The 25,483-nt window shown below is 46.0% G+C and carries 19 protein-coding genes; 3 read left to right on the forward strand and 16 right to left on the reverse strand.

From position 1 onward, the window contains the following. Positions 1 to 66: 66 nt before the first annotated feature. The 8 genes from MH215_RS12045 to MH215_RS12080 all read right to left on the reverse strand — a co-directional run bounded on the left by MH215_RS12045 (position 67) and on the right by MH215_RS12080 (position 7,297). The gene (locus tag MH215_RS12045) at positions 67 to 822 is read right to left on the reverse strand and encodes an amino acid ABC transporter ATP-binding protein (protein WP_128100539.1); all 756 of its coding nucleotides are present in this window, start codon (positions 820 to 822) and stop codon (positions 67 to 69) included. A 108-nt stretch (positions 823 to 930) separates the two neighbouring features. Beyond that, positions 931 to 1,590, reverse strand: coding sequence for an amino acid ABC transporter permease (locus tag MH215_RS12050; RefSeq protein ID WP_239290449.1), 660 nt, complete (start codon positions 1,588 to 1,590; stop codon positions 931 to 933). A gap of 140 nt (positions 1,591 to 1,730) precedes the next feature. Then, on the reverse strand, positions 1,731 to 2,501 hold the full coding sequence (locus MH215_RS12055; protein ID WP_239290451.1) for an amino acid ABC transporter substrate-binding protein: 771 nt from the start codon (positions 2,499 to 2,501) through the stop codon (positions 1,731 to 1,733). Positions 2,502 to 2,633: 132 nt separating this feature from the next. Continuing rightward, positions 2,634 to 3,188: a DUF4825 domain-containing protein gene (locus MH215_RS12060; RefSeq protein WP_239290453.1), complete on the reverse strand. Its 555-nt coding sequence runs from the start codon at positions 3,186 to 3,188 to the stop codon at positions 2,634 to 2,636. Further along, positions 3,185 to 3,880, reverse strand: a complete 696-nt coding sequence (locus MH215_RS12065) for a permease prefix domain 1-containing protein (RefSeq protein ID WP_239290455.1) — start codon at positions 3,878 to 3,880, stop codon at positions 3,185 to 3,187. Before MH215_RS12065 ends, MH215_RS12060 begins: the two co-directional genes overlap by 4 nt. A gap of 2 nt (positions 3,881 to 3,882) precedes the next feature. Beyond that, on the reverse strand, positions 3,883 to 4,242 hold the full coding sequence (locus MH215_RS12070) for a PadR family transcriptional regulator (protein WP_239290457.1): 360 nt from the start codon (positions 4,240 to 4,242) through the stop codon (positions 3,883 to 3,885). A 350-nt stretch (positions 4,243 to 4,592) separates the two neighbouring features. Beyond that, a complete protein-coding gene (gene melA / locus MH215_RS12075) occupies positions 4,593 to 6,098 on the reverse strand; it encodes an alpha-glucosidase/alpha-galactosidase (RefSeq protein WP_239290459.1) in 1,506 nt (501 codons plus the stop codon). A gap of 185 nt (positions 6,099 to 6,283) precedes the next feature. Then, entirely contained in the window at positions 6,284 to 7,297 is a 1,014-nt protein-coding gene (locus MH215_RS12080; RefSeq protein ID WP_239290826.1) for an AraC family transcriptional regulator, read from the reverse strand. Between the two features lie 416 nt (positions 7,298 to 7,713). Here MH215_RS12080 and MH215_RS12085 point away from each other — a divergent pair, with 416 nt between their 5' ends. Next, on the forward strand, positions 7,714 to 8,349 hold the full coding sequence (locus MH215_RS12085) for a histidine phosphatase family protein (protein WP_239290461.1): 636 nt from the start codon (positions 7,714 to 7,716) through the stop codon (positions 8,347 to 8,349). A gap of 367 nt (positions 8,350 to 8,716) precedes the next feature. Here MH215_RS12085 and MH215_RS12090 read toward each other — a convergent pair whose 3' ends face one another. The 8 genes from MH215_RS12090 to MH215_RS12125 form a co-directional block, all read right to left on the reverse strand. Then, on the reverse strand, positions 8,717 to 11,053 hold the full coding sequence (locus MH215_RS12090) for a rhamnogalacturonan lyase (protein ID WP_239290827.1): 2,337 nt from the start codon (positions 11,051 to 11,053) through the stop codon (positions 8,717 to 8,719). Between the two features lie 449 nt (positions 11,054 to 11,502). Continuing rightward, entirely contained in the window at positions 11,503 to 13,950 is a 2,448-nt protein-coding gene (locus tag MH215_RS12095) for a glycoside hydrolase family 6 protein (protein WP_239290463.1), read from the reverse strand. A gap of 628 nt (positions 13,951 to 14,578) precedes the next feature. Further along, positions 14,579 to 15,655 carry an efflux RND transporter periplasmic adaptor subunit gene (locus MH215_RS12100; RefSeq protein WP_239290465.1) on the reverse strand — a complete coding sequence of 359 codons (1,077 nt, stop codon included), beginning with the start codon at positions 15,653 to 15,655 and terminating at the stop codon, positions 14,579 to 14,581. Between the two features lie 62 nt (positions 15,656 to 15,717). After that, positions 15,718 to 17,085, reverse strand: coding sequence for an ABC transporter permease (locus MH215_RS12105; protein ID WP_239290467.1), 1,368 nt, complete (start codon positions 17,083 to 17,085; stop codon positions 15,718 to 15,720). A gap of 17 nt (positions 17,086 to 17,102) precedes the next feature. Beyond that, the gene (locus MH215_RS12110; protein ID WP_239290469.1) at positions 17,103 to 17,786 is read right to left on the reverse strand and encodes an ABC transporter ATP-binding protein; all 684 of its coding nucleotides are present in this window, start codon (positions 17,784 to 17,786) and stop codon (positions 17,103 to 17,105) included. A 400-nt stretch (positions 17,787 to 18,186) separates the two neighbouring features. Continuing rightward, positions 18,187 to 19,344: a lactonase family protein gene (locus MH215_RS12115; protein WP_239290471.1), complete on the reverse strand. Its 1,158-nt coding sequence runs from the start codon at positions 19,342 to 19,344 to the stop codon at positions 18,187 to 18,189. Next, positions 19,341 to 20,807 carry a sensor histidine kinase gene (locus MH215_RS12120; protein WP_239290472.1) on the reverse strand — a complete coding sequence of 489 codons (1,467 nt, stop codon included), beginning with the start codon at positions 20,805 to 20,807 and terminating at the stop codon, positions 19,341 to 19,343. The genes MH215_RS12115 and MH215_RS12120 overlap by 4 nt, the downstream gene beginning before the upstream one ends. After that, entirely contained in the window at positions 20,804 to 21,517 is a 714-nt protein-coding gene (locus MH215_RS12125; RefSeq protein WP_145049421.1) for a response regulator transcription factor, read from the reverse strand. The genes MH215_RS12120 and MH215_RS12125 overlap by 4 nt, the downstream gene beginning before the upstream one ends. Before the next feature lie 374 nt (positions 21,518 to 21,891). Between MH215_RS12125 and MH215_RS12130 the strand changes: the two genes are divergently transcribed. Both MH215_RS12130 and MH215_RS12135 read left to right on the forward strand, forming a co-directional pair. Next, entirely contained in the window at positions 21,892 to 22,368 is a 477-nt protein-coding gene (locus MH215_RS12130) for an RNA polymerase sigma factor (RefSeq protein WP_239290473.1), read from the forward strand. A gap of 206 nt (positions 22,369 to 22,574) precedes the next feature. After that, positions 22,575 to 25,382 (forward strand): chitinase N-terminal domain-containing protein, encoded by a 2,808-nt coding sequence (locus MH215_RS12135; RefSeq protein WP_481857431.1) that lies wholly within the window; start codon positions 22,575 to 22,577, stop codon positions 25,380 to 25,382. Positions 25,383 to 25,483 lie beyond the last annotated feature (101 nt).

Consider the following 25,483-nt stretch of genomic DNA (forward strand, 5'->3'; position numbering starts at 1 on the left):
AAAGCAACAAAAAAACACGTAACGACAGTATCTTGAAATACCTCATTACGTGTTCATATTGTTTATTTACCCTTCCACCTCTACCCGTTGTAAAAATGTCCGTGTGCGCTCCAGTTTCGGCGCGCCAAAGATCTGTTCTGGTGGGCCGGCCTCGGCAATTTCGCCATTATCCATGAAGAACACACGATCTGCTACCTCACGGGCGAAGCTCATCTCATGGGTTACGATCATCATGGTTATGTTCTCCTGTGCTAACTGCTTAATTACACGGAGCACCTCACCTGTTAACTCTGGATCAAGTGCGGATGTCGGCTCATCGAAGAGCAGAATATCCGGCTGCATCATTAAAGCACGAGCAATCGCCACCCGCTGCTTCTGTCCACCAGACAGGTTCGCTGGGTACGCATCTGCCTTGTCAGACAGTCCTACTTTGCCGAGCAATTCCAGGCTACGCTGCCGAATAACTGCCGCGCTTTCTTTTTTCAACGTCTTCGGAGCCAGTTCCAGGTTCGCTCGCACAGTCAGATGGGGGAACAGGTTAAAATGCTGGAATACCATACCCATTCGGTCAGTGATCTTCCGAATCTCAGCGGCATTTGCATAACTTCCGTTCTCCGCCAGCTTCTGCCCTTGAATGCGAACTGTACCTCCTGTAATTTCTTCCAGATGAATGAGGCTGCGCAACATCGTACTTTTACCCGAACCGGACGGGCCGATGACAGCGATGACTTCGCCTGGTGCAACATTAAACGACACCTGCTTGAGCACATCCAGCGCACCAAATGATTTTTTTAACTGAGTTACTTCTATTATATGTGTCATCCATACACAGTCCTTTGATTAAATAATTTAAAAATTCATTCCGACACCACTTCAAAAGATTAATCTGTTATCGAAGTAAAAGGTGTAAATATCCTTATAGTTCTGCAATTACTCAAACGAGAAACGCTTCTCCAATGCCTTAAACAGCAAGGTAAGCACAAGCGTCATCAACAAATACATCACTGCAGCTATAAAAAATGGAACCAACTGAATATCTCTATTTACCGCAGCTTGAGCGTAATATAGCAATTCAGGTACAGCGACAGCATATAACAGTGCCGTATCCTTGATCAACGTAATCGACTCGTTCGCCGTTGCAGGCAAAACCACGCGGATCATCTGGGGAATAATGACTTTTACCATTGTCTGGGTCTTGGACAGTCCAAGTACCTTCGCTGCCTCATGTTGCCCCTTATCAATGGAGAGTAAGCCACCTCGGAAGATTTCAGCAAAGTATGCTGCATAATTCAGCACAAATGCCATCGCCGCTGCAACGATACGCTCAAATACTAGATATTCGCCGATTACCGGCAACAGCGGAAGACCGAAGCAGAAGAACAAAATTTGCAGCAATAGTGGTGTTCCACGCATCACATAAACGTAAGTGTGTGCAATCCAGGCTAGTGGTTTAAACCGGCTACGCATCAGTAAAGTAATACCAAATCCAAGCGGTATAGATAGAACAATAGAGAATAAAAACATCAAAATCGTCGTCTGAGTCCCTTCAAGCATAGGCTTCATTACTGTTAATATATAATCCCAACTCATGAATATGTCTCCTCTAATCTGTTAACCCCGCACTCCTCGGCAGCATCACATGCTCCATTGCGGAATACGGGGTCATTATGGTAGCGAACGTTCTGGACAAGCCAGATCCATTCACATCAGTATGTCAGGCGATTGCCTATCTATTTCAGAACCTTATCTTCACCCAACCATTTGGTTGAGATTTCAGCTGCTGTGCCATCCGCATTCAGCTCATCAAGTGCTTTTTGCAGATCGTTCAGCAAGGCCTCATTTCCTTTTTTGATACCAATACCATATTGCTCTGGAGCAAGGGATTCATCCAGCAGTTTGTAGGTTCCCTCTTCCTTCGCCATGTAGTATCTAGCAACAACCTCATCGATAATGACCGCATCAAGACGAGTCGTTTTCAGATCTGTCAGAGCAAGCACGTTATCTTTGAACTCAGAAGCTTTCACTTTGTCCTTCAGTGGACTTGCCGCTAGTGCATCTGCCGCAGAGGACAGTGCTTGCAAACCTACGTTTTTCCCGTCCAATTCATCAAGCTTGGTAATAGGTGAACCTGCAAGCGTAATGACTACCTGACTATTTTCAAGATACGGCTTCGTAAACAGCACTTTCTCTTTACGCTCATCCGTAATCGTGTATCCGTTCCAGATCATATCGATCCGACCACTGTTCAACTCAGACTCTTTGGAAGACCAGTCGATCGGCTGGAAAGTAACCTCTTTACCCATTTTCTCCGCTGCTGCCCGCGCATAATCAATATCGAAGCCAACAATTTCATTCTGTTCATCCCGGAACCCCATCGGTGCGAATTTATCATCAATCCCCACAATAATGGTGTTATCGTCCTTGCTTCCGGAACTGGAGCATCCAGCCACAATAATCATACATATACTGATGAATAATAGTAAAATTGCTTTTTTTCTCATCTCTCTTACCCCTCCATGTCTATAAACCAAGCCCAAACGCTTTAGTTCGTTACCACGTTATCAGAGACTTATAATAACATAGCATGGGAGAAGAGTCGAGCATGTTGTGCAATTCTATTCATATCATACAGCTTAATTGTCAATAATTTGTGAAAAAGCGACATCCACCTGCTCGGGTGACACGAGCTGCTCACGCACATGGGAATTCCACTCATCTGGCGTCTGAAGCGCCCCTAGTTCAAGCCCAGCCCATTGTTTGGTAGCCTCACGACTTAAAGAATAACGCGTATCCTCCAATTCGTACACGATGTGCTCCAGATTATCAATCAGTACAAAATTGGCAGTTGCATTATAAACAAGCTTTCGCTTCAGTTCTTCTTCCTGCAACTCATCCGAACGTAAACTGTAATTCACTTCCGCCGTAAATGTATCGGGATATAGCTGATAACCATTCAAATATTCAGCCAAAGGTAACCCCTGATTAAGATGGCTCAGATTAGAGAAGTCGCCCATATATGCACTCCGATATTTTTGCAAGGCGGCAAAATCATGAGTTAAAGGGTTCTGCTGCTCGGCGGTATAAGCCTGCTGCTTCGCTTCAATTCTAGGATTAATGATCCCTTCAACCACAGTAAGAGCTCCGAGTCCGACGAGTACTAACACAATGATCCAACGATTCTTCCTCATCCTCTGATCTCACCCACCTCAAATTCTCTCACCAAACGACCTGCCTTCTGCACAACCAATGGCACGACAATGGTCAGCAAAGGAATCACAAAAGCAATAACTAGAACAGTAAATTGATAAGGACCCTCCACCTGAATAGGTCGGCTATACCAGATGTTACTTCCGAATCTTAACGCAGCCTGTGTTCCCCACATAACCAAGATTAATGCACCCCACATCCACCAGGCGATACGCGTCCACTTCCTTAATGTCGTTGATCGTATGACAGTCGTCGCTTCTGCATTCCGTTGACGTTCTCGATTGCTCCACATGTATAGCAGGTATACCCCACCCACAAGTGCACTTGCAATCATAAGCCAAAAGTTGACGATCTTACCCTCCATCAGAACTCTCATCGGAATAGTAATGATCCACGCGATCAAACAGTAGATCAATGCAGACTGCAATACCGCAGTCCAATAAGGGAATCGTTGTACCTGATGTTGATCACTCATAATCTGATCCAAACCCGCAATATGCTGAATAGCCTTCTCAAAAGCTTGTTCCTCACTCATTCCCTGATCGATATAATCCTCCATTCGGGCTGTAAGGTTGCTATGTATCTCCTCCTTCAATTCTCTGTTCGCTGTTGTGTCCTGCGCATGTTCAAACAGACGTTCCATATGTCTTGAAATACGTTCTTCTAGATTCATATCTATCCTTCATCTCCCTCTGCTCTAGATATAATGATCATGCTGTCAATCAACGTCTTAGCTGCTTGCCAGTCCTGAAGCTGTCTCTCGTAGGCGATCCGACCCTCTGAAGTGATTCGGTAATATTTGCGTCTCCCGCCCTGCGTCTGTTCTCCCCAGTACGATTCTACATATCCATTCGACTCCAACCGCTTCAAGCTAGAATAGAGTGTTGGTTCTTTCAATTCGAACTGTTCTCCACTCTTGCGGTAGATTTCCTTAATAATGCCGTACCCATAATGATCTGTCGCCAGAAGAACACTCAGAATCATGGGATCAATATTTCCTCGAATCAAATCACTATTAATGGTTTGCTCTTGCATCTGACCGACTCACCGACTTTCCTTAACCTGGGTATACTATAAGACATATTACTATGTCTGTAAAGGTAATATGTCTATCATAACAAACATTGAAAATAAAAAAATAGTGATACACACCAGCACGAGAACTGGAGCACATCACTATTTAAAACTAGAAGTGTATATTTCAATAAGGAAAGTTTTCAGTACCGAGAAGATAGGATGCAACTAGAAATGGAGTAGCGAAGCGTAAGCAAACCTACGTTAGAAACTACATTGTCTCCGAAGGAAACAAACTTCGTAAGCCTCCCCTTATTTCAGCTAAATCCCATATTCGACGCTGAGATGCCGTCACCCACGATAACACCAAACTATTGCTGTACTTTCTCACGATCTTTGCCTTTGTCGGACTCACCTGCATTTTTGTTTGCTGCATCCCGATCCTGCTGCATTTCTTCCACCGTCTTCACCTTGAGACGCGCAGCGCCCTCATATTCCTTCGTTGGAATGAGATTACCCGCAGCAAGTCTCGCTTCAGCGGCGGCAATCGCTTCTCCATACTGCGGTAGCCATTGTGCCTGAGCAACCAGCATCTCATCAACCATTTGCCAGATCTCCTTCGGGTTACATACCGCACCAACGAGCGGATCCATCATGAAGGCTTGGCGAAGCAGTGTGTCATCTCCATGGACAGCCGCCTCAACGGCAAGCCGTTGCACCGAAATGCTCACGTTACATACGGCTGCTGGCCCGAGTGGAAGATCACCTACATGTGGCATTGAAATTCCATTGCGATCCACATACCCCGGAGCTTCGATTATTGCATCATCTGGCAAGTTGGAAATGACTCCATGATTCACGGTGTTAAAGTGACCACGATACACACGCCCTGTCTCAAGTCCTTCAATAATATAGGAACCATGTTCCTCCCCTCGCTTCTCTGGAACAAACCGCATCGGTTCATCCTTCATCCAGTTCGGGAAATCTGTCTCAAACCAATTTCTTCCCTCTGTACATACACGTAAGTATCCACCAGTCTCACCATTAATCCAGTTACCTAGATCAATCCAGTCTGTGATCTCTTCTGGACGCTTGCGATACCAAGGCACATACTCACTAAGATGACCATTCGATTCTGTGCTATAGTAGCCAAACCGGCGTAACATATCAATTCGAACCTTCTCCGTACGACTAAACTCTGGGTGCTTCTCGAAGGCTTCAAGCAGATCGCCCGTGAGATCACGTCCCTTATGAGAGGCCTGAATGTACCATGTCTGATGATTGATCCCGGCACAGATAATATCAACTTCACTCTTTTGCAATCCAAATGCTTCTGCAATCTGATGATGCCCGTGCTGCACACCATGACACAATCCAATCGTACGCACGCCGCCATACTTATTACATGCCCAAGTTAACATCGCCATCGGGTTGGAGTAGTTCAAGAGCAATACATCTGGTGCACTATGCTCACGAATATCCTTACATATGTCCATCATTTCGGCAATGCCGCGCTGTCCATACATGATGCCACCCGCACAGAGCGTATCGCCTACACATTGGTCAACACCATATTTGAGCGGGATATCCACATCCGTTGCAAAAGCCTCCAGTCCACCTACACGAATGGTGCAGAGCACATACTTTGCATCCTTGAGTGCTTCTCTGCGATCTGTCGTTGGCTGGATTGTAATATTCAGTCCATTCTCACGAATGTCCCGCTGACATAGCTCTGTAACCATGTCCAGGTTGTGCTGATTAATATCACAGAACGCAATCTCAATATCGTGGAACTCTGGAACAGTTAACAGATCGCGCAACAATCCCCGTGTAAACCCAATACTTCCCGCACCGATAAATGCCACTTTAAAAGACATATCTAATTCCTCCCCGTGATCCGAATTTTGAGCATCGGTCATGATCTCATCTCAGATGGATGTACTTCGTGAAGTCATTGTATCAACGGCGGTGAAGGAAGCGTTATCAAAATCATGACTTGTTCAGGTTGAGGTTGTCAAAAATCCTAACCTTTGAAGCTTGCCCGCAAGTTCTACATATCCCTTTATTCTTCCATTGGATACATTGGGTAATGACTGACATGACGGTCTTTGGAAGAACGAAAGGCTACAGGAGTGACTGACGTATACTTTTTGAATAACATATGAAAATACTGCCTGCTCCCTACACCGACATAATCGGAAATTTCGGATATAGGGATATCCGTCTGTTGCAGCAGCATCTTAGCCTTCTCCATTCGAAGCATTGTCAGATAGTCTGTTGGTGTTCGCTGTGTGTGCTGACGGAAGATACGGTGTAAATACCCTGGATGTAAATTCACAGCCGCAGCAATGTCCTTCATCTGAATGCTACGGTCCATGTTCTGATGCATGAATTCCACTGTTCGTTTCACATACAGCTCCGTCTGATCCGAGGCACTTCGACTCATCTCCCCACGCAGACGCGCAACGCGAATCAACAGTTGAATAAACAGGGTTCGCACCAGTATGCCTTGATCCAGCGCTTTTAGATTTCGTGCCTCTCGATGTTCCCACCGTTCTTCCTGAGGGATCACCCTCATCGGCTGAAAGCTTCGTCCTTGCTCTGATAATCCGCGCTGATCCAGCTCTAATACGAGGCTTTTCATAATGTAATACACCTCTTCGGGGTCAGGCAGTACCAGATAGGCACAAGCATGCTGAAGGAATTGCTGCACCTCTTCTTCTTCCAGCGCCAATTGGCGAATAGAGGATTGACCCAGTGCCGACGATGCAGAGATGGCAAAGCCAAATTCAACATTCAGCATGCGGCAAGCAGCACCATCCTCGACTATCAAGCGGTGCGGGATACCGGCATCGATCAGGATGAACTGACCTTTTTTCAACAAGGTCTGCTCCTCCCTCCCATCTGGCATCTGCACATCCACACGGCACATTCCCGAGATAATATACATAATTTCCGTAGAGTCGTGGTCATGATAGTTCATCCGGTAGTTATTCCACTGCTTGTAATAATAGGCATAGAAACGAGGTTCACAGTTCTTGCTTCGTAATTGCTCCTGAAACAAACTGCCTGTCATAGGTTCGTCATGCTCTTGTTCCATTCTGCACACCTTCCTCGCTGCAGTAATCCTCACTTCCCCTATTGTACCAGTAGCCCTTGCGTAAATTAAACTACCTATATAGATTGAACTACAAATATTTACATAGTCCACTCCGATGACAGAACAACCTTCCAATCGCTGTTATCCCCAGATTTTTCGAATTCCCTTTTCCAAAGGAGAAAATCCGGGGATAAAGGCGAACGCTCCGCTTTTTCAGGTTTTTTCTGTCCTCTCCGTTAAAGTGTAAATGTCTAGTTCAATCTATGTAGCTTAATTAAAAAACTGATATAATATTGTCTATTTAGATGATCATCTAATTAGATAGATGAAAAAACTACTCTTCAATGAGAAAAAGTAACTCCATATTTAAATTATCTAGGAGGTCTGTGATCATGAGCATGATGATTTATCTTGTTAGACATGGAATCAAGGAACAGCATATAGGAGATGTCGGACTAACGGAGAAAGGGATCGTTCAAGCGGAACGGACTGCTGAATACTTCAAAAACTTACCGATTACCAGAATCATTGCCAGCCCACTTAAAAGAGCAATAGATACGGCTAGTTATATCAGTCTTGCTGCCGCAATTCCTGTAGAGAAGGATCAACGACTCCGTGAGCGTGCCAATTGGGGAGATGCCCCTGACCAGACCTTCGAACAATTCGTCGAGATGTGGAATCGTTGTACGCGTGAACCAGATTACATCCCACCAGTAGGTGATTCAGCCAGGCAGGCTGGGGAACGTTTAGCCCATTTTCTATCTGAGTTAGCACTGTCTGAACCTGAGCAGGCTACGACTAACCATTATATCCTTGTCACCCATGGCGGGTTAATTACGGATTTCCTCGTTCAGACCCTGCCCACGCAAGAGCTTCACGCATGGGTTCCTGATTTCGTTGCTGTACAACATACACTCATCCCCGAATGCTCCATCACTACACTCGCATATGAGCAGGGACAGGTTGTCCTTAAGGATCTCGCCTCTGTGCAGCATTTACATTCCGATGTTGTTCGCGAGCAAGAGTAGAAGAATTGAACAGCAACCATGTCATTCATTGTTGCATCCAAGTCACTTTCTCCTTGTACCCCCTGTAATGGCTCTCTCACCTATTCATACGAACCTAATTATACGAAAAAGGCTCTAACTGCCCCATGTGTTTAACCACGGGGCTCTGTCAGAGCCTTCTCCAAAGTTGCTTCCACCAAATGAAAGGAGCTAACGTGCCTAACTAATAACTGATGCAGAGCATAATTTGCCCATCTAAACTTCATCGGTCACTGGTTAGCTTTCAACATTAACCTTCAACTTTAGCTTTTCTCATTAACTTTCATAGGTGTTCACTATCATTCATCCACCTACACATACTTCGATCTGAATTCACTTGTGGTTCAGCTTACTTACCGCCCTTACCCGTATGGAACTTAGGCAGTGGCACTTTCGACCAGTCTATATCCGAAGCCATATAGAAGGAGGGATAGGAAGGCTGATTGTATCCGCTGTTCTGTCCAGCAATACCTACGCGGTACATTGGATCATGCATGAGCGTGTACAGCTTCCGATCCGTCTCTTCGGTGCTGAGATAGATACGGATTGCAGAGCTGTCTGCGGTTCTCACCAGCATCTCTTCTCGCCAATCCCCGAAAATATCTGCCACTAAACCAGGTGTACCCTTGGTGTAGTTATTGGTCAACGTTCCTGTTGCGGTGAGCAACGTACCGCGTTTCCAATCCTTAATGGTAGGCGTAACATCAATTGCGCCATCCACGATCTGTGTCGTCATATCTCCAGCCCAGCGAATGTTCATATTCGTACCTGGTGCTGTATCACTTATTTTCTCACCTTGGGCTGTCCATAATCCCACTGCCCACGTCTCTAGTCCACGACGGGTTGGGTCAACATCTCCAATCATTCCGCGTCCTGTGTCTTTACCTGTATAACCACCATAGATCACTTCACCCGTCTTCGCATCACGCAGAGAATACCCATACGGAGCCCATGGTCCGCCTTCATGCACCATGAAGATCTCAAGCCCTGGACGATCCGGGTCAATATCAGCTACATGCAGAGCATCACCATGCCCCAATCGTGCGATCGTTCCTGGCGCTGCACTCTCAGCCGGCATAACATCCTTAGAATTGTACAGTACGCTACCATCATGATCTATAGTAACAGAACCATATACAATCTCCTGTTTGCCGTCCCCATCTACATCAGCCACACTGAAATAGTGTGCACCTTGTGTTGTAATCTCACCATACGTTGGATCTGTACCGTCTACGCCATGAGGTCCATCATTGAATGGATTTTTCATTGGAGTCCAGCCGCTATCTACCTTCCATTCACGTTTGAGCTTCTTGCCATCCCAGTTATAAGCAACCATCGTGGTGCGGGTATAATACCCACGCGCGAAGATCGCGGACGGCTTCTTCCCATCCAGATACGCCACGCCTGCCAGGAAACGATCTACCCGGTTTGCCGGTTCAATGCGATTCATGGCATAATCTCCCCACATCAGACCATCATCGTGACGTTCCGGTTCATAAGGGATCGTTTCCAGCTCTTTGCCTGATTTCCCTTCGAATACCGTCACATACTCGGGTCCATCCACTACGAATCCTTCGAATTTGCGCAGCTCATTGCGGTCACTGCGGCTCGGTGCATACACATCGATGAAGTAGTCAGCTAGACTCTTCGCATCGGCTTCCGACAGCGGATAGTTATACTTCTTCTCTATACCAAATGCTTCTTCCAGCGTAGCAGGCCAGTTACCTTTGACCACTTCTTCGTGCTTGTGCCAGTTCTTGAACATATCGACCACATGATTGTAGTAGTCCGTTGCACTCATGCGGTAGTCATCCTCATGGGAATAACCTGCTTTGCGATCCTCTTTAGGCATCGTAATAGACTTCTCGGATGTCACTTTTCCTTTTTTGTTATACTTCAAAATCTTCGTACCTGGCGCTGTTTTGAACATCAATTCAGCCTTACCATCCCCATCAAAATCATAAACCAGCATCTGCGTATAATGGGCACCTGAACGGATGTTAACCCCGAGGTCAATGCGGTATAACAGCTGTCCATCGAGCGTGTAACAATCTACGTAAGTATTACCTGTATACCCTTTTTGGGATACGTCCTTGGAGTTGGATGGGTCCCATTTCACAAAAAACTCATACTGCCCGTCCCCGTCTACATCGCCAACGCTCATATCATTAGCTGAATACGTGTACTTTTCTCCAGCAGGAGTAACCCCATCGGCTGGTTTTTGCAAAGGTAGATCAACATAACCGTTCGCCCAAGGCTTAACCGATGAACTGCGTTTACTCTCTTTGCCTTTGGCATTCACTGCGGCAACTTCATAACGAGAAGAAGCTTTGCCCGACTTATCTACATAATTCGTGCTGTCCGTAACGGTAGCGATTTTCTTCCCATCTCGATAGACATTGAAATTAGTGCCTGTCAGTCCTTGATCACTGTAACCAGTAGCTTCATCTCCAAGCAAACGCCAACTGAGAAAGACACCTTCCGAAGTCGACGCCGCCACAAGTCCGCGATCCAGATATTCCAATTGAATGTCTTTCACATGCCCGCCTCCCTTACTGGATTGCAGACCTACCTCTGCTGTACCTGCTCCGTTTGCAGCAGCGGTTGCTCCACCAATTCCAGCTGTTCCAGCAAAGAGCAACGCTACACTAAGTGCAGAAGAGAGCACCTTTGCCGCGAGTGGCATTCCCGCTCTTTTACGATTACCATATTGCCGAGAAGCTGCTCTCTGTTGCACCTGCGTTGTTGTTTCTGAGTTCATCCACCTTCACTCTCCTTAAGACAGAATAGTGACGCCAAAGAAATGATTGCGCTTACAATAAATCGGATCAACCTAGCTCTTATCTGACTTAATTCAGCACTGTCCCCCTTCGATCTTCTCAGTCAGGAGCAGTAAAATCCTGCCATCGGGTACTATTATAGACATCCTCCCGTTTCCACCATAGGTAATTATCCGTTGAAAATGATTAATATTCAGTGTTTGTTGCCAATGAGCTCGACATATGAATGAACCGTTCCAGTATGAAATAGTAAAAACCGCAATCCTCCACCCTCGGAGAATTGCGGTTACTGTGATTCAATTATCAGTTACAATTCGTGTGCAAAAAGATTAGTTTCTTTTCTTTGAACAACCTTTTAAGGCTCGATTCCCCATACCAGATTTCCACCTTGATAGAGCGTTACCTTGCTCCAGTCCTGATACGATGTTTTGGTTGGATCAAAGGAATAGTCATTGGACTCGTCAAAACTCGACCAATCCGTCTTATACATCCGAAGTTGAATCTCTCCGGACTGTCCGCCAGGCTGGATACTTCCAGCTCCTGCTGTGAAGCTGAGCTCCACATAAGAATCCGTGAAGGTGCGTTGAATGTTGGATGCTCCGATCTGTGCCCAGTCAATCGCGGAATCCATCGCGGCTGTGCCCTCTTTTGAGAAGTAATAACGGATCTTCAGATCGCTCAAGTCCACAGGGGTGGTACCCACATTTTTGATATTAAAATATGGCTTGATCTGGCTGTCTGTTGCATTCGTATCCCCTGCACGATATTGCAATACGAGATCACTCGTTGGCACAACTACACTCTGAGGTGTAGCAGAAGCCGCGGCAGAATTAACACTTTCACCTGCTGTATTCACAGCCGTTACCACATAATGATAGGTTGTCCCATTTGTCAGCCCTGTGTTGGCGAATGAAGTTCCGTTCACATTGGCTGCAATGGTAGTGAATGGCCCTGCTGCACTTGTTGCGCGTTTCACATTGTAGCTTGTCGCTCCTGCTGATGCCGTCCAAGTCAGGTTAACTTGTGCGTTGCCTGCCGTTGCGGTTAATGCTGTCGGCGCTGCAGGCGTTGTCACACCCGCTACCGGAGTAGCTGTAGCTGTCGTAGAATTAACACTTTCACCTACTGCATTCTTGGCGGTCACAACATAATAATATGTTGTACCGTTGATCAGTCCAGTATTGTTGAATGACGTACCACTTACATTCGCTGCAATGGTAGTGAACGGTCCAGAAGCACTTAGCGCACGCTTCACACTATAACTCGTTGCACCTGCAGAAGCAGTCCAAGCCAATGAGACCTGAGCGTTACCCGCAGAAGCAGTCAATGCGGTTGGCGCTGCCGGAGCTGTGTCGCCACCTCCTGGAGGGTTGCCTCCACCATTACTTGCAGGCAGAACAGGGAATGAATTTTTCACCAAGGTTACGAATTGGTCATGGAACCAGTGACCCGAGACTGGAGCATTAGGTAATGCACCTGTTAATACGCCATCCCGCGTGATGAAGGTAGGATCACACATGCGGTCGAAGCCTTTGCCTTCATTATTCGGAATTTCGGAACTGGAGCCATCCGATTCACCTGGAGGTTTCACCCATACATAGGCATCCAGATGTGCCGGACCTGGAGCAGCTTTAGGTGCTTCCCCTATGCCTGCACCACTGTTATTACACCAGTTGCCTCGGTGATCACGACGATCGATCCGTCCAGAATTCACGTAGTCGTTGATGTTACTGCCTGTAGCCGATGTTGGACGGTTCACCCCGCCCCATCCGTTACGGCTGGTATCAATGAGGAAACCTGTGCTGGTCGGCCATCCTGCTTGAACGAATCCAGAATAGAGCGCTGCAGTGAAATCCGTCTCATCAAAGTACGGGTTCCACTCATAGTAACTGGAGGATCGAATCGGTTGCCCACCAATGTTCAGATCCGGATTAGGCAGATTTGGTTCATGCAGTGGTGTTGTATTAGCTGTATTCGTGATGAAACCATCAGCACTTTGCAGACCTGCTGCTGTATCTTGTACTACACTAGTGTAAAGAGCGATGGCAGGTGCACGATTGGTATCCCATCCAAGCCAGCCGGAGTGTCCGATATCCAGATAATTGTATACGTTTGGAACGGCATGCAGCTTGTCCAGCGCATATTTGATACCATCTTCATAGATACCTGTTGAGCTCGCTTGAGCACAGGCTGGTGTACTCAGGTTCGTTACAAGGTTCGGCAGGCTATCCGGTTCAATGATCGCAACAATACGAATATCCTGATATTTCGGATCTGCGAAGATATCTGCAATGACATCAATGTAATCTGTCTTATATGTCTGTAGTGCAGCCTGTGTTAGGGGAAGTTCTCCGTTAGATGCAAGGGCGTGACAATCCCGACCTGGTAGGTTATAGATAACAAAGGATGCCGTTATAGGTACGCCGGGTTGCTTCTGAGCAAGGACTGCATCCAGATGCTGCTCGATGCTTTTGCGTCCCGCATTATCCGTACCCCCATAGATGGCAGCAATGCGGTCGATCCAGACAGCCGTTGGATATGATTTGACAGTTTCCATCTTCGCTTTTAGCGATGTATCATTGGTGAGCGCAATGGACGTATCCACGAGAGCGGAATAATCCTGATTCAGATAAGCTGTCGCTCCAACAAACGGGTTGTCCACACGCGCCTCTGCCGCCTGAGCTATACCCGAAGACATCCCAGGGAATATGCCCGCCGCAAGCAACGTAGCTGCCAGCATTTGTTTTACACCTTTACGCAGCGCATTCTTACCTCTCGATTTAGCTTTCAATGTAGTCTTCATAGTTCCACCTTTCCTTTAGTTAGATTTGGTTTATACTCATTTTTTGATCCTCTGTGTTAGCATGATGCATAGCACGTAGAGAACGTTCGGATGAGCTGTAATAACACCTCCATGCTGGATTCATTCATGTTGAAGAACAACCAAGACAATAGCCAAGGAACGAAGAACATACTGACAACAGAATCATAAACCTAAACAACGGTGTTGGTCGTAGGTCGAAATGACTGGAATTGTGGGTAACTAAGGATGTGTGGGGTCAAACCATGCGGTAATCATGTGGGTGATGTTGATTGTGTGTGTATAACAGAAACGAAGATGAAATGGTGTGACGAACAGACGAACGAACGTGCCTACTTCATTTTAGTAAGCGCTTACTTATTGAGGTTATAAAAAAGGCTCTTCGCCTTCAAACCTCCCATCGCGTGTTCACCTCCTTATAGATCGATTATACGACATGTAAATATTACTGTAAATTGAATTAACTAAAATTATTTATATTTTTTTCCATAAATTTGGCAGGAATTCGAGAATCCCTTTCCCAGAGCCAATAAAAGGCTCATCATGGCCTATTTTGCCACAATGAACCTCTCATTGGAACACTCCTCTGTCTAATAGGAAGCACATTCTCCTAAGGTATGACTACAACATCTCCCGGTTTTAGACCGCTGAGCACCTCTGTTTTGTCACCTGACTCCATCCCGGCTTTAATCGTCAGTGGCTCGGTCTGTCCATTTCCTTTGTCGAGTAACACATAAGGCTCCGCCTGATCACGCATAACGGCTATGCTGGATACAACCGTGGCTTTGTCTTTGCGCGTTGTCTCAATATCCCCCTCAAGACTTACCCCTCCAAACATTTTTGTGTCTGGCTTTAGGTCAATTACCACATCGAATTGGGAAGCTTGTTTCAGATCTGTATCCGTGCTCTTGCGTGCAAATTTGGACACTTTGCTTACCTTACCTGTAAATTCGAGATCTTTCTGTGCGGTCATTCGTACCTGAACGGGCATACCTACCTTGAGCCTGAACATCTCTTCTTCTCCAACAATGGTCATAAATTTCAGCTTGCTCGTGTTCGTAATGGACCCGATCACTTGTCCCTCTGTCACTGCACGTGTTTTGCTGTCCTCGTCATTCATCTGGAATATACCAGACGCGGAAGCATAGACAACGGCTTTGCTCATCACTTCTTTCTTCTTCTGGATCTCTTGCTCCTTAAGAACTAATGCTTTCTGATTCAATTCGCTTGTCAGGCGTTTGCCCTCCCGTTCAACAAAAGCCTTCTTGCGTTCTTCCTCAGTTACACCCAGCGTTTCCGTTATCCCTGCTTGCTCAACGCTAACCTGATTGAGTTCATAATCTAACCGAGCTTTCTCCAGATCGCTTTCCAGTTGCTGAACTTCTGTTTGTTGCGCTGTAGTATCTAACGTGAACAGAATATCTCCCTTCTTTACCTGATCTCCACTCTTCACATGCCATTGCTTGATGCTCGAAGCGTACGGAGCGACTACATCCGTCTGGTCGGTATATACGGACTTTCCCTTCACCTGAATGGTCTGCGTCATCGTTTCCTGTGTCACGTCAAACGTAATTGGCGGTGGAATCTCTACCGGCAACTCCGGCTTAGGCTTGTACTTCTCATATAACCAGTAGCCAACACCTGCTAATAGTACGATTGTGATGATGATTTTAATCCATTTCTTCATGTGCCCATATTCCCTTTCGCTGATAAAGTTTGGGGAGTTTCTCTCTCCTTATGCAAGCTGTATTACATCGACTTGATTACGCTCAGTGCGTTCGTTCGGGATGCGCTAATGGCTGGATAGATACCGGAAACAACCCCAACCAACACAGCAAAAACAATGCCGAGCGGCAGAGCAGACTGCTCAATAATGACCGTCATTGGCCCGTTCTGTTGATCTGCCATCTGGCTTGCCAGCAAACTATTTACCCCATCCAGAGCAGCAAAGGCAATACCGACACCAGCAACACCACCCATCAACCCAAGCATCGCTGCTTCAGTGATAAACATGTTGCGAATCTGCCATAGATTTGCGCCAAGCACCTTCATGACTCCGATCTGCTTGCGCCGCTGATGCGTAGACATGATCATGGCTACAATAATGGAAAGTGAAGCCAGCAGCATTATAAAACCGCCAATGCCCATAGCAGCCTTTTGATACATCGCTAACTGACTCGACATCGCTTCCTCTTGAAACAAATTACTCTGTGTATTTAATGTCAGCTTCTTGATCTGTTCCTCAACTTGGGAGACATAGCGTTTATTCTCCACCTTGACCAGAGCCGAGTTAAGGCGCTTTGCAGCCGAGCTATCTGCCTGTTGTATGCCTAGCTCATCCTGCAATGCACGAACGGTATCCAGTGGCAAATATACTTTTTTATCATTTTGGGCGGTGAAATCATCCATATTGGAGGGCTTCGTCAATTCTCCAGACACGGTCACAGATCCACTCAGTTTGGTTTTGCCTGGATTCGTATAATCTTCATAGCGAAACTGAACTCGCTGCTGTACCAGTTGATCTTGCTTAGATGACATCTCCATATACTGCTGCAAGAGATCGTTATTGTATGGATCGGCATTCAATTGTTCAATTAACTTCTGAGTTACCTTGGGATCAACAAGACCAAACGCAGTCCCATAACTCGTCACCGCAATTCGTCCATCCTCAGCCCCGCGTCCTTGCGAATAGCTGTATCCGAATCCTTGCAGTGCTCCAAGCTCCGTTCCAATGACTTCAACATACGTGCTACGCCCGTCTGGCAGAACCATTTCTAATGTGTCTAGCTTCAACATCGGTGCGACCGCAACTACATGAGGAAGTCTTTGAACAATCTGAATTTTCTCTAAGGTCAGAGCTCCCCGTTCAAAATTTGATTTTTGCCCTCCACTACCGCTGCCGGTACGAATACCTTCATTAGGCGAAATCGTAATCTCATCCATCTTATAATTGGCATTTAACGTTTGCTCGCTAAAGGTCTGTACGGATTGTCCTACACTAAGCGCAATAATCATTGCCGCCGAGCCAATGGACAGACCGATCATGCAGAGCAGCGTTACCATCTTCCTACGAATGATCTGTCCCCAGGCCATACGTAATACATCCAGTAATCTCACAATTTCTCTCCTCTACCTCAAGCTTCTCGTGCAGTCTCTTCAACCAACACACCCTTATGTAAGGTAAGTACAACCTGCATCTGCTCAGCCACCTCTGCTTCATGCGTCACAATGACAAAGGTCGTGTTCATCTCCCGATTAAGCTTCTGCAGAATCGTAATAATCTCTTCCTCGGTCTCCGTATCCAGATTCCCTGTAGGCTCATCCGCGAAAATAACCGATGGCTCGGTAATGAGTGAGCGTGCAATACTGACCCGTTGTTGTTGACCGCCAGATAATTGGGAGGGGAACAGATTCACTTTCTCGCCTAACCCTACCTGCTCCAGCAACTGTAATGCTTTGACTTTGCGCTTGGAGGGACTTACCCCCATAAACACAAGCGGCAGCTCCACATTCTCCCGAATCGTCAGATTGGACAACAGCTCATAGGATTGAAAAATAAAACCGATATGGCTGCGACGGAACTCAGCCAGGCGATTTTCACTGAAGCGAACAATGTCCTGATCAGCGATGAGAATCTTCCCTTGATCCGGCTTCATCAGCCCAGCCATTAGATTAAGTAGTGTGGACTTTCCTGAACCTGAGCTGCCCAGCAGAGCCACCATCTTGCCTTTCCCAATCGTCAGATTAATATCCTGAAGTACCGGCACACTTCCCTGTGCGTTGCGGAACGAGTGGGATAAATGTTCAACTCGTAACATTCCTTCTTGTCTTCCTTTCAAGCTGCTGATTATGTATAGCTTAAATACATGTTCAAAAATTCGGTTTTCAGTACCGAGAAGATGGGATGAAGATAGAAATGGAGTAGCGGAGCGTAGATGGAGCTACGTGAGCAACTACATGTTTCCGAAGGAAACAAACTTCGTAAGCATCCCGCTTATTTCGGCTGAATTCCATATTCGATGCTGATCATGCCGCTAGGCATGCTTCGTAATCAAAAGCGACTTTTTGAACTTCCTCTAAATTATAGGGTGGAGATGTATCTTAGCCGTCCATAGTTGTATCTAACTTGTAAAATGTCGTACAAAAAAGACCTTGTCAGCAGGGTGGCTACAACCACCTTTGTGCAGATCAAGGTCATTCAAATTCTTTTTTTTCAATTTACCAAGCTCTGAAGCTAAACCGATACAACTCACTTTTATCTTGCGTGCTGCCTACAACAAATAGTTCATCATCATACCACTTCACATTCATTAAGTTCTCAATATTGCGGTAGATTACCGTGTCAGAGCTTAGTTCATTATCATTTAGATAAGCAATGTGAACTTCATTTTTCTGATTATCCATCGGAATGACATAGGCCAGACGGGATTCATCTTCATCTAGATCGAAGTTCCAATATGCTCCCTTCATCAATAGATGTAATTGACCTTGCTCCGTGTTGTACCGATACAATCCCTGTACATTGTTGTCCTCTCCTTGCACAATCATATCTCCATTCTTCAACAGCTTGAATTGCCATATGTCTTTCATATTCATCACCTTGGTCACTTCATGATCGTCTTCAAGAGAAATACGATAGATGGCAAAGCTGTCTTTGAGCATAACAAGGATGTAGACCTGCTTCGAATCTGGACTTACTTCGAATACATCCATAATGATAAAGGTATCCGGTGAATCCTTCACATTACTTGCGTCAGTAAGCATGGACATCAGTTCCTGATGTGTATATATCACACGAGCCTTGCCTGTTCTCAGATCCATCTGATTAAAAGCAAGTTCATCCTGACCAATATAGCTGTTGTTTCCCACAAACGTTTTGTAATACGAGTTATCCTGACCGAACTTGCTGCGCTCGCCAGTGCTCAGATCATAGCCAAATGTTGTCCGCTGAGCCTGCCCTGAACGATACTGTGAATAGACTAGCTTCTTCCGGTCTGGACTCAGTACAACGCCAAAGTCGGTATTGCCCACAATATCCTTGACCTGATTATCATCCAGATACAAGAGCGACAATTTCAAGCCAGAATAGGAATGCTCTGGACCATTGACCACAATGGTATTACGATCCACCACGTCAAAGTCATAGATGCCAAAATCATTCGGAATCTTCGTAGCAGATTCGATCTGAATCGTACTGCTCGGAGGTGGTGCCAGCGCGCTATTAAATTGGTTACTCGGCAGAACTACTGTCCTTGGCTTAAGGTTGCCAATACTGAACAGACTGCCAATACCAAAGATTCCACCGACAAATATAATTAGCAGTCCTGACAACATGAACCTGTCACGTTGATTACGCCAAAATCCTGGAGGCCTCATGCGTTCCTTTCCCCCGGAAGACGGATATGCACTTGTGTGCCTTCATGTATGATGCTCTTCATCTCTACTGTTCCCCCATGACGCTCAACGATGTTTTTCACAATGGATAATCCGAGTCCAGCGCTTCCTTTCTCCGTGCGATTAATGCCTTTATCCTGATAGAAAGGCTCGAATACATACTGGAGCGCTTCCGCACCAATTCCCTCTCCCTGATCGCGAATGACAATATCGATGCCGTCGCCTTCACGAGAGGACTGTACCTCAATAATCGAATTCACATCGCTGTACTTCACCGAGTTATCCAGAACGTTGAGAAAAACCTCCTTCAGCTTATCACGATCCCCGTGAAGGTACAGTTCTTCCTCCAGTTCATAGTGGATACCAATGTTGTACTTTCCTGCCTTGATGGACATGTCCTCACAAGCTTCTCGAATAATATCGGATACTTCGATACGCTCGAACCGATACGCCTGAATGACGGCTGACGACACCGAAACTTCCAAAATATCGGCAACCATCGTATTGAGACGACGGCTTTCTTTGATGATATAGGTCATGCCTTTATCAAAGAATGCCTGATCTGTGAATCCATTATCCCGCAAAATCTGGGCGTATCCCAGAATCGTCGTTAAAGGTGTTTTTAATTCATGCGTTACATTATCAAAAAAAACTTTGCTTCGTGCCTGTACTTGCTTCACTTCATCCCGTTCTTGCTCAATAACGTCAATCTGCTCGCGAACCCGGTCAATCATGACCGTAAAGCTTGAGGCCAGCTCACCAATCTCATCCTTCGTTGTAATCTGAATATCTGCATGAAGACTCCCTTGCGCCACTTCGGCAGAACGTTTCGTCAGTACACGGATCGGTTGAGTGATTTTCCGGGAAATAAAGATCGATGCAATAAATATAAATATAAAAATAGCCGCTGCAAATAACTTAATCGTATTCTGGAAACGGACGTTCCGCTTATACAGATCGCTATAATCCTTCTCCAATTGCACAATACCAATCACTTGCTGACCAGATTGAATGGGAAAAGATAAACTTGCGGTCACTTGACCTTGCTCCACCTCTGTTGTGTATGCAATCTTAGACTGCATAGCCTGCTCAACATCAGGAATGTCAGTCCGTTTAGCGACGTTAACCCCGCCACTTGTGGCACCATATAACGAAGCATCAGGACGGTATATTGTAATCGTACCACCAACCGCAGAACCGATCTGCTCTGCAAGCTCGCGGCTTCCTGTTTCGAGCGCATCCTTATTCATTCGTTTATTATGAATCAAGAAATACTGATTCAGGGCAATATCTAGATTTTTTTTTGATTGAACAATATCTTCATGCACTTCTCGGTACATATTCTCCTCGGCTACCTTGCTTGAGAGAATCAAGAGAGCGGAGAATCCGATGAACACAATTGCTGAAAATAGCACCACCATTTTGAACTGAATCGTCCACTTCATGTCTGCACCTGAATATTCAACTTGTAGCCTACGCCAAATACCGTTTCAATCATGGATATCCCTTGTGCTCCGCTATCGAGCTTCTTGCGGATTCGTTGGACATGAATGTCCACCGTTCGGGTATCTCCAGCGAATTCAAACCCCCACACCTTATCCAGCAGCTCAGAGCGTGTATGCACCTTGCGGTGATGGTTTACCAGAAACAACAGCAAATCATATTCTTTATTCGTAAGACCTGCGCGTTCCCCGTCCTTCCATACTTCACGCTCATCCTTACGGATTTCGATATGTTTACCTAGCCTTACTACCTCATAAGACTGATTCTCCAGCGTTTCACTTATCAGGTCAATTCGGCGAAAGATGGCTCGAATACGTGCAACGACTTCACGGATATCAAATGGTTTAGTAATATAATCATCTGCTCCAAGCTCCATGCCGAGCACCTTATCTAACATATCAGACTTCGCTGTAATCATGATTACAGGAATTTTGGAATTCACAGATAGCTGTCTGCACACATCAAACCCGCTCATATCCGGCAGCATCAGATCCAACAGGATCAGATCGGGCTTCGATTGACGAAGCAGTTCTAGGCCTTCTTTCCCAGAAGCGGCTTCCTTCATCTCAAATCCTTCTTTGCGCAATGAATACGATAAAATATCTCGAATGGATTCTTCGTCCTCAATAATCAAAATTTCTTTTTGTCTCATGATCCTCTCGTAATCTCCCTGCTCTATGAATTTCTTTTGTTGACTAGGTCGTGTCTGAAAACTCGCTGAAGTGCATCTTTTACCGCCTTTTCGCCCCCTACTGCGTCACTTTCCCTTGACGTGCCCCGGCACGCCTGCGGAAAATTTCCTTGCTTGGAACGAAAATTCAGCAAAATCTGCTTCCTTCGGAGTTTTCAGTCACGCCCTATTTTGTATCGCAAATTGGCTCCTTGAACAGAGGAATGCGAGAAATGTTACAACTCCGATACAACTCTGAACGGTTTGGAAACAACCGCCCGATATACTTGCATCATAAGCAAGAGTAACCAGACCGGAACCAAGCCTGATCTGTATCCAAGGGGGATTCACATCATATGAACAACACACAGATAAATGACGCTTACGTCAACTATAAATCAGAAATCACAAGGTATCTATCACGTATCGTCAAACAACCTCAGGATGCCGAGGATCTGGCTCAGGAGTGCTTCATTCGGCTCATGAAAGTGACTGATCCCATACCTGAAGATCGACTTCTCTACTATCTTAAACGTATTGCTCGTAATCTAGCGATGGATAGCTTCCGCAGACGTACTCGCACGTTACGGCGTGACAGCCGACTAGAGGTACCAACACACCATGTAGACATACCAAATCTTGAAATCAATGAAGGTGTTAACGACCTTGTCTCCCATATTAACAATACCGAACATCGTAAAATACTAGAGCTACGCCTGATCCATGGATATTCTATTAAAGAAACAGCGGAGCTGGTCAACCGCAGTGAAGGCATGATTAAGTCCTCTGTCTTCCATGCGGTCAATCGAATCCGGGCTAAAGTCATCTCTTAGGAGATGACTTTTTTTATTACGAAAATGAACATATTGTAGCACATGGAAAAGTGATTATATATACCTAAGACCTATATGAATATGTCATAATGCCCAATTTTACAAATATCGAGTTAATTTTTACAATTTGGTATGACTATGTTAGATTTTGGTGTGGTAGAATATGGACGAACTTATGAATCAACTAATATTTGGGAGGGATTTGGTTGGGTAAATTGAGAAGTTTGCGGGGAGTTTGGTTAAAATCACTCCTAGCATTGTCCATGGCTTTGCCGCTTCAGATTGGATTGTGGAACGGAGACGCAGCGGTACATGCGGAAGGGCCGACAGATCCGGCACCATTCATTCAGGCAAAGATCGTTAACGAAAATGCTGGCAAAAAGGTATTGTTCGACAACTCACACGGTCAAACGGCCGGAGCCGCAGATTGGGTAATTGATGGAGGTTTCTCCGACTTCGGAAATGCGTTAGCGAATGATGGATATTACGTAAAGGAACTGCGCAAGACAACCCCATTTACCTATGAGGATCTGAAAGAGTATAACGTATTCGTTATTGCAGAACCTCAGATTCCTTTCAAAACTTCGGAACAAGCAGCAATGAAACAATATGTTGAGCAAGGCGGCAGTATCTTCTTCATCGGAGATCATTATAATGCCGATCGTAACAAAAACCGCTGGGACGGTTCAGAAGCCATTAACGGTTATCGCCGTGGGGCGTTCGAAGAGCCAACTAAGGGCATGAGCACAGAGGAACGTAACTCTGAGGCTATGCAGAATGTAACGAGCACAGACTGGCTGTCCGAAAACTTCGGCATCCGTTTCCGATACAACGCACTTGGTGATATTGACGCCAACATTATCGTACCGGCTGACCAAGCCTTTGGCATCACGGAAGGTGTATCCTCCGTAGCGATGCACGCGGGCTCCACACTGGCGATCACAGACCCAACGCTTGCGAAAGGTATCGTGTATCTGCCAAAAACCAATGCCAAATGGAATAACGCTGTTGACCAAGGTGTATACAACGGTGGTGGCATTGAAGAAGGCCCTTACGTCGCTGTATCCAAGCTGGGTGCGGGTAAAGCTGCCTTCATCGGTGACTCTTCCCCTGTGGAAGATGCATCGCCTAAATACTTGCGTGAAGAGACAGGCACACGCAAAACAACTTATGACGGCTTCAAAGAAGCAGATGATGCTGTATTGCTCGTGAACACCGTGAACTGGCTCGCGACGCAAGAAAACTATACTAGCCTGACAGAAGTGGCTGGGCTGGAACTAGATACCGCTACTGCCCTGTTGCCATTCGAAGAGCCAGCGGCTTCTACAGAACCACAAGCTGAACCTTGGGCTGCACCTGCTGCTGGATACAAGTGGTATGATCGTTCCACATTCAAAGCTGGATCTTACGGTGGACCTGCATCTAGCGCGAATGCTTCTTACAGCTTCGTAAAACAGGATACACTCCCTAATGCGGAAGACTTCCAGGTACGTGTTGTAGTAGAGAACATGCCTCCAAATACAACGGTATCAGGCTATAGCGCTGGTATCTATCTGACTGGTGGAACCCAAGTAGCTATGATCCAAAATGACAGCGGCACATGGCCGACATCATACGGTTATAGTTCTACTTTTAGTGTAACCTCAGACAGTAAAGGTCGTGCAATCAAAGACCTCAACGTTCGCATCAAACCAGGTACAAACGGCAATGCAAGCTTGCGCCTACGCTTGAACGGCAGCAACTTGATCACCAGTGCCGTAACTGTAGGTAACGTACCAGCTACGCCGCTGCCAGAGGAAGAAGGACCAATCCCAGCAACAATTACGGTTGCTGAAGCTCGTACCAAAGCAGTTGGTTCAACGGTAACGATTGAAGGTGTAGTTACAACACAGCCAGGTTCATTCGGCGGACAAGCCTTCTATCTTCAGGATGAGACAGCTGGAATCTATGTATTCCAGCATACTAGTGGCTTCCAAGTTGGCGATAAAGTGAAAGTTACAGCACCAACGACGATCTATAACAGTGAATTTGAGCTTACCGATGTTGTAGCTATTGAGAAGACGGGTACTGCTTCTGTTCCCGCTCCGGCTCTCGTTACTGCCATTAATGATGCTAACCAAGGTCAACTCGTACAGCTGAAAGATGTAACAGTTCAAAATATCATTAGCGCTACGCCTGCTGGATCATTTGAATTCGATGCAGTGGCTGCTGATGGAACAACTACACATGTGCGTGTGGATACACGTACAGGTGTAACTGAAACTTCCTTCCCTTATGCTGCGGGTGACAAGATTGATATCACAGGTGTATCGGCTATTTTCAAAGATGTATATCAATTGAAACCTAGAAGCTTGAACGATTTTGTTGCTGCAGAGGATCAAGGTGGAGGCGAAGTGCCTTCCACTCCAGCTGTGGGAGCACCGGGTAAACCGGTGCTTTCTTCCGATAACGGCTATACAACAGGGCTGTTCGGCGGCTCCTATAACGTAAGTATGAATCTGTGGTGGGGCGATAACGGCTCAGAGTACAAATTGTATGAGAACGGCGTACTCGTTGACACACAGAAGCTAACTGAAGCTACACCTTCTGCACAGTCAACCAAAACAGCGATCGCAGACAAAGCCAATGGCACATATACGTATGTAGCCGAGCTGACTAATAGCAAAGGCACGACACGTAGTGACGAACTGACGGTACAAGTAACCAATGCGGCACCAGGTAAAGCTACGCTTTCCCAAGATAACTGGGATGGCGATGGCATTTACAGCGTAACGATGAATCTCTGGTGGGGTACAAATGCTACAGAATACCGCCTTTATGAAAATGATGTACTTATCGATACACAGGAATTGAAGGCTGCAACACCAGCATCTCAGCGTGCTGTAACCGATCTGTCTGGCCGTGCCAACGGGACGTACACGTACCGTGCGGAACTGATCAATGCAGCGGGTGTAACCAGCACAGAGACCATCACGGTTCAAGTAAGCAAAGCAGCTCTGCCATTGGCGAGTTAATATTAAATAAAACAAACCAAAAAACCGAAACCACGAGTAGCCTGGATGGGGTCGATCCCCATGTTGAGCCACCTGGATTCGGTTTTTTTACCTATATTCAT

The sequence above is a fragment of the Paenibacillus sp. ACRSA genome (assembly GCF_022346845.1).
In the GTDB taxonomy this organism is placed as follows: Bacteria; Bacillota; Bacilli; order Paenibacillales; family Paenibacillaceae; genus Paenibacillus.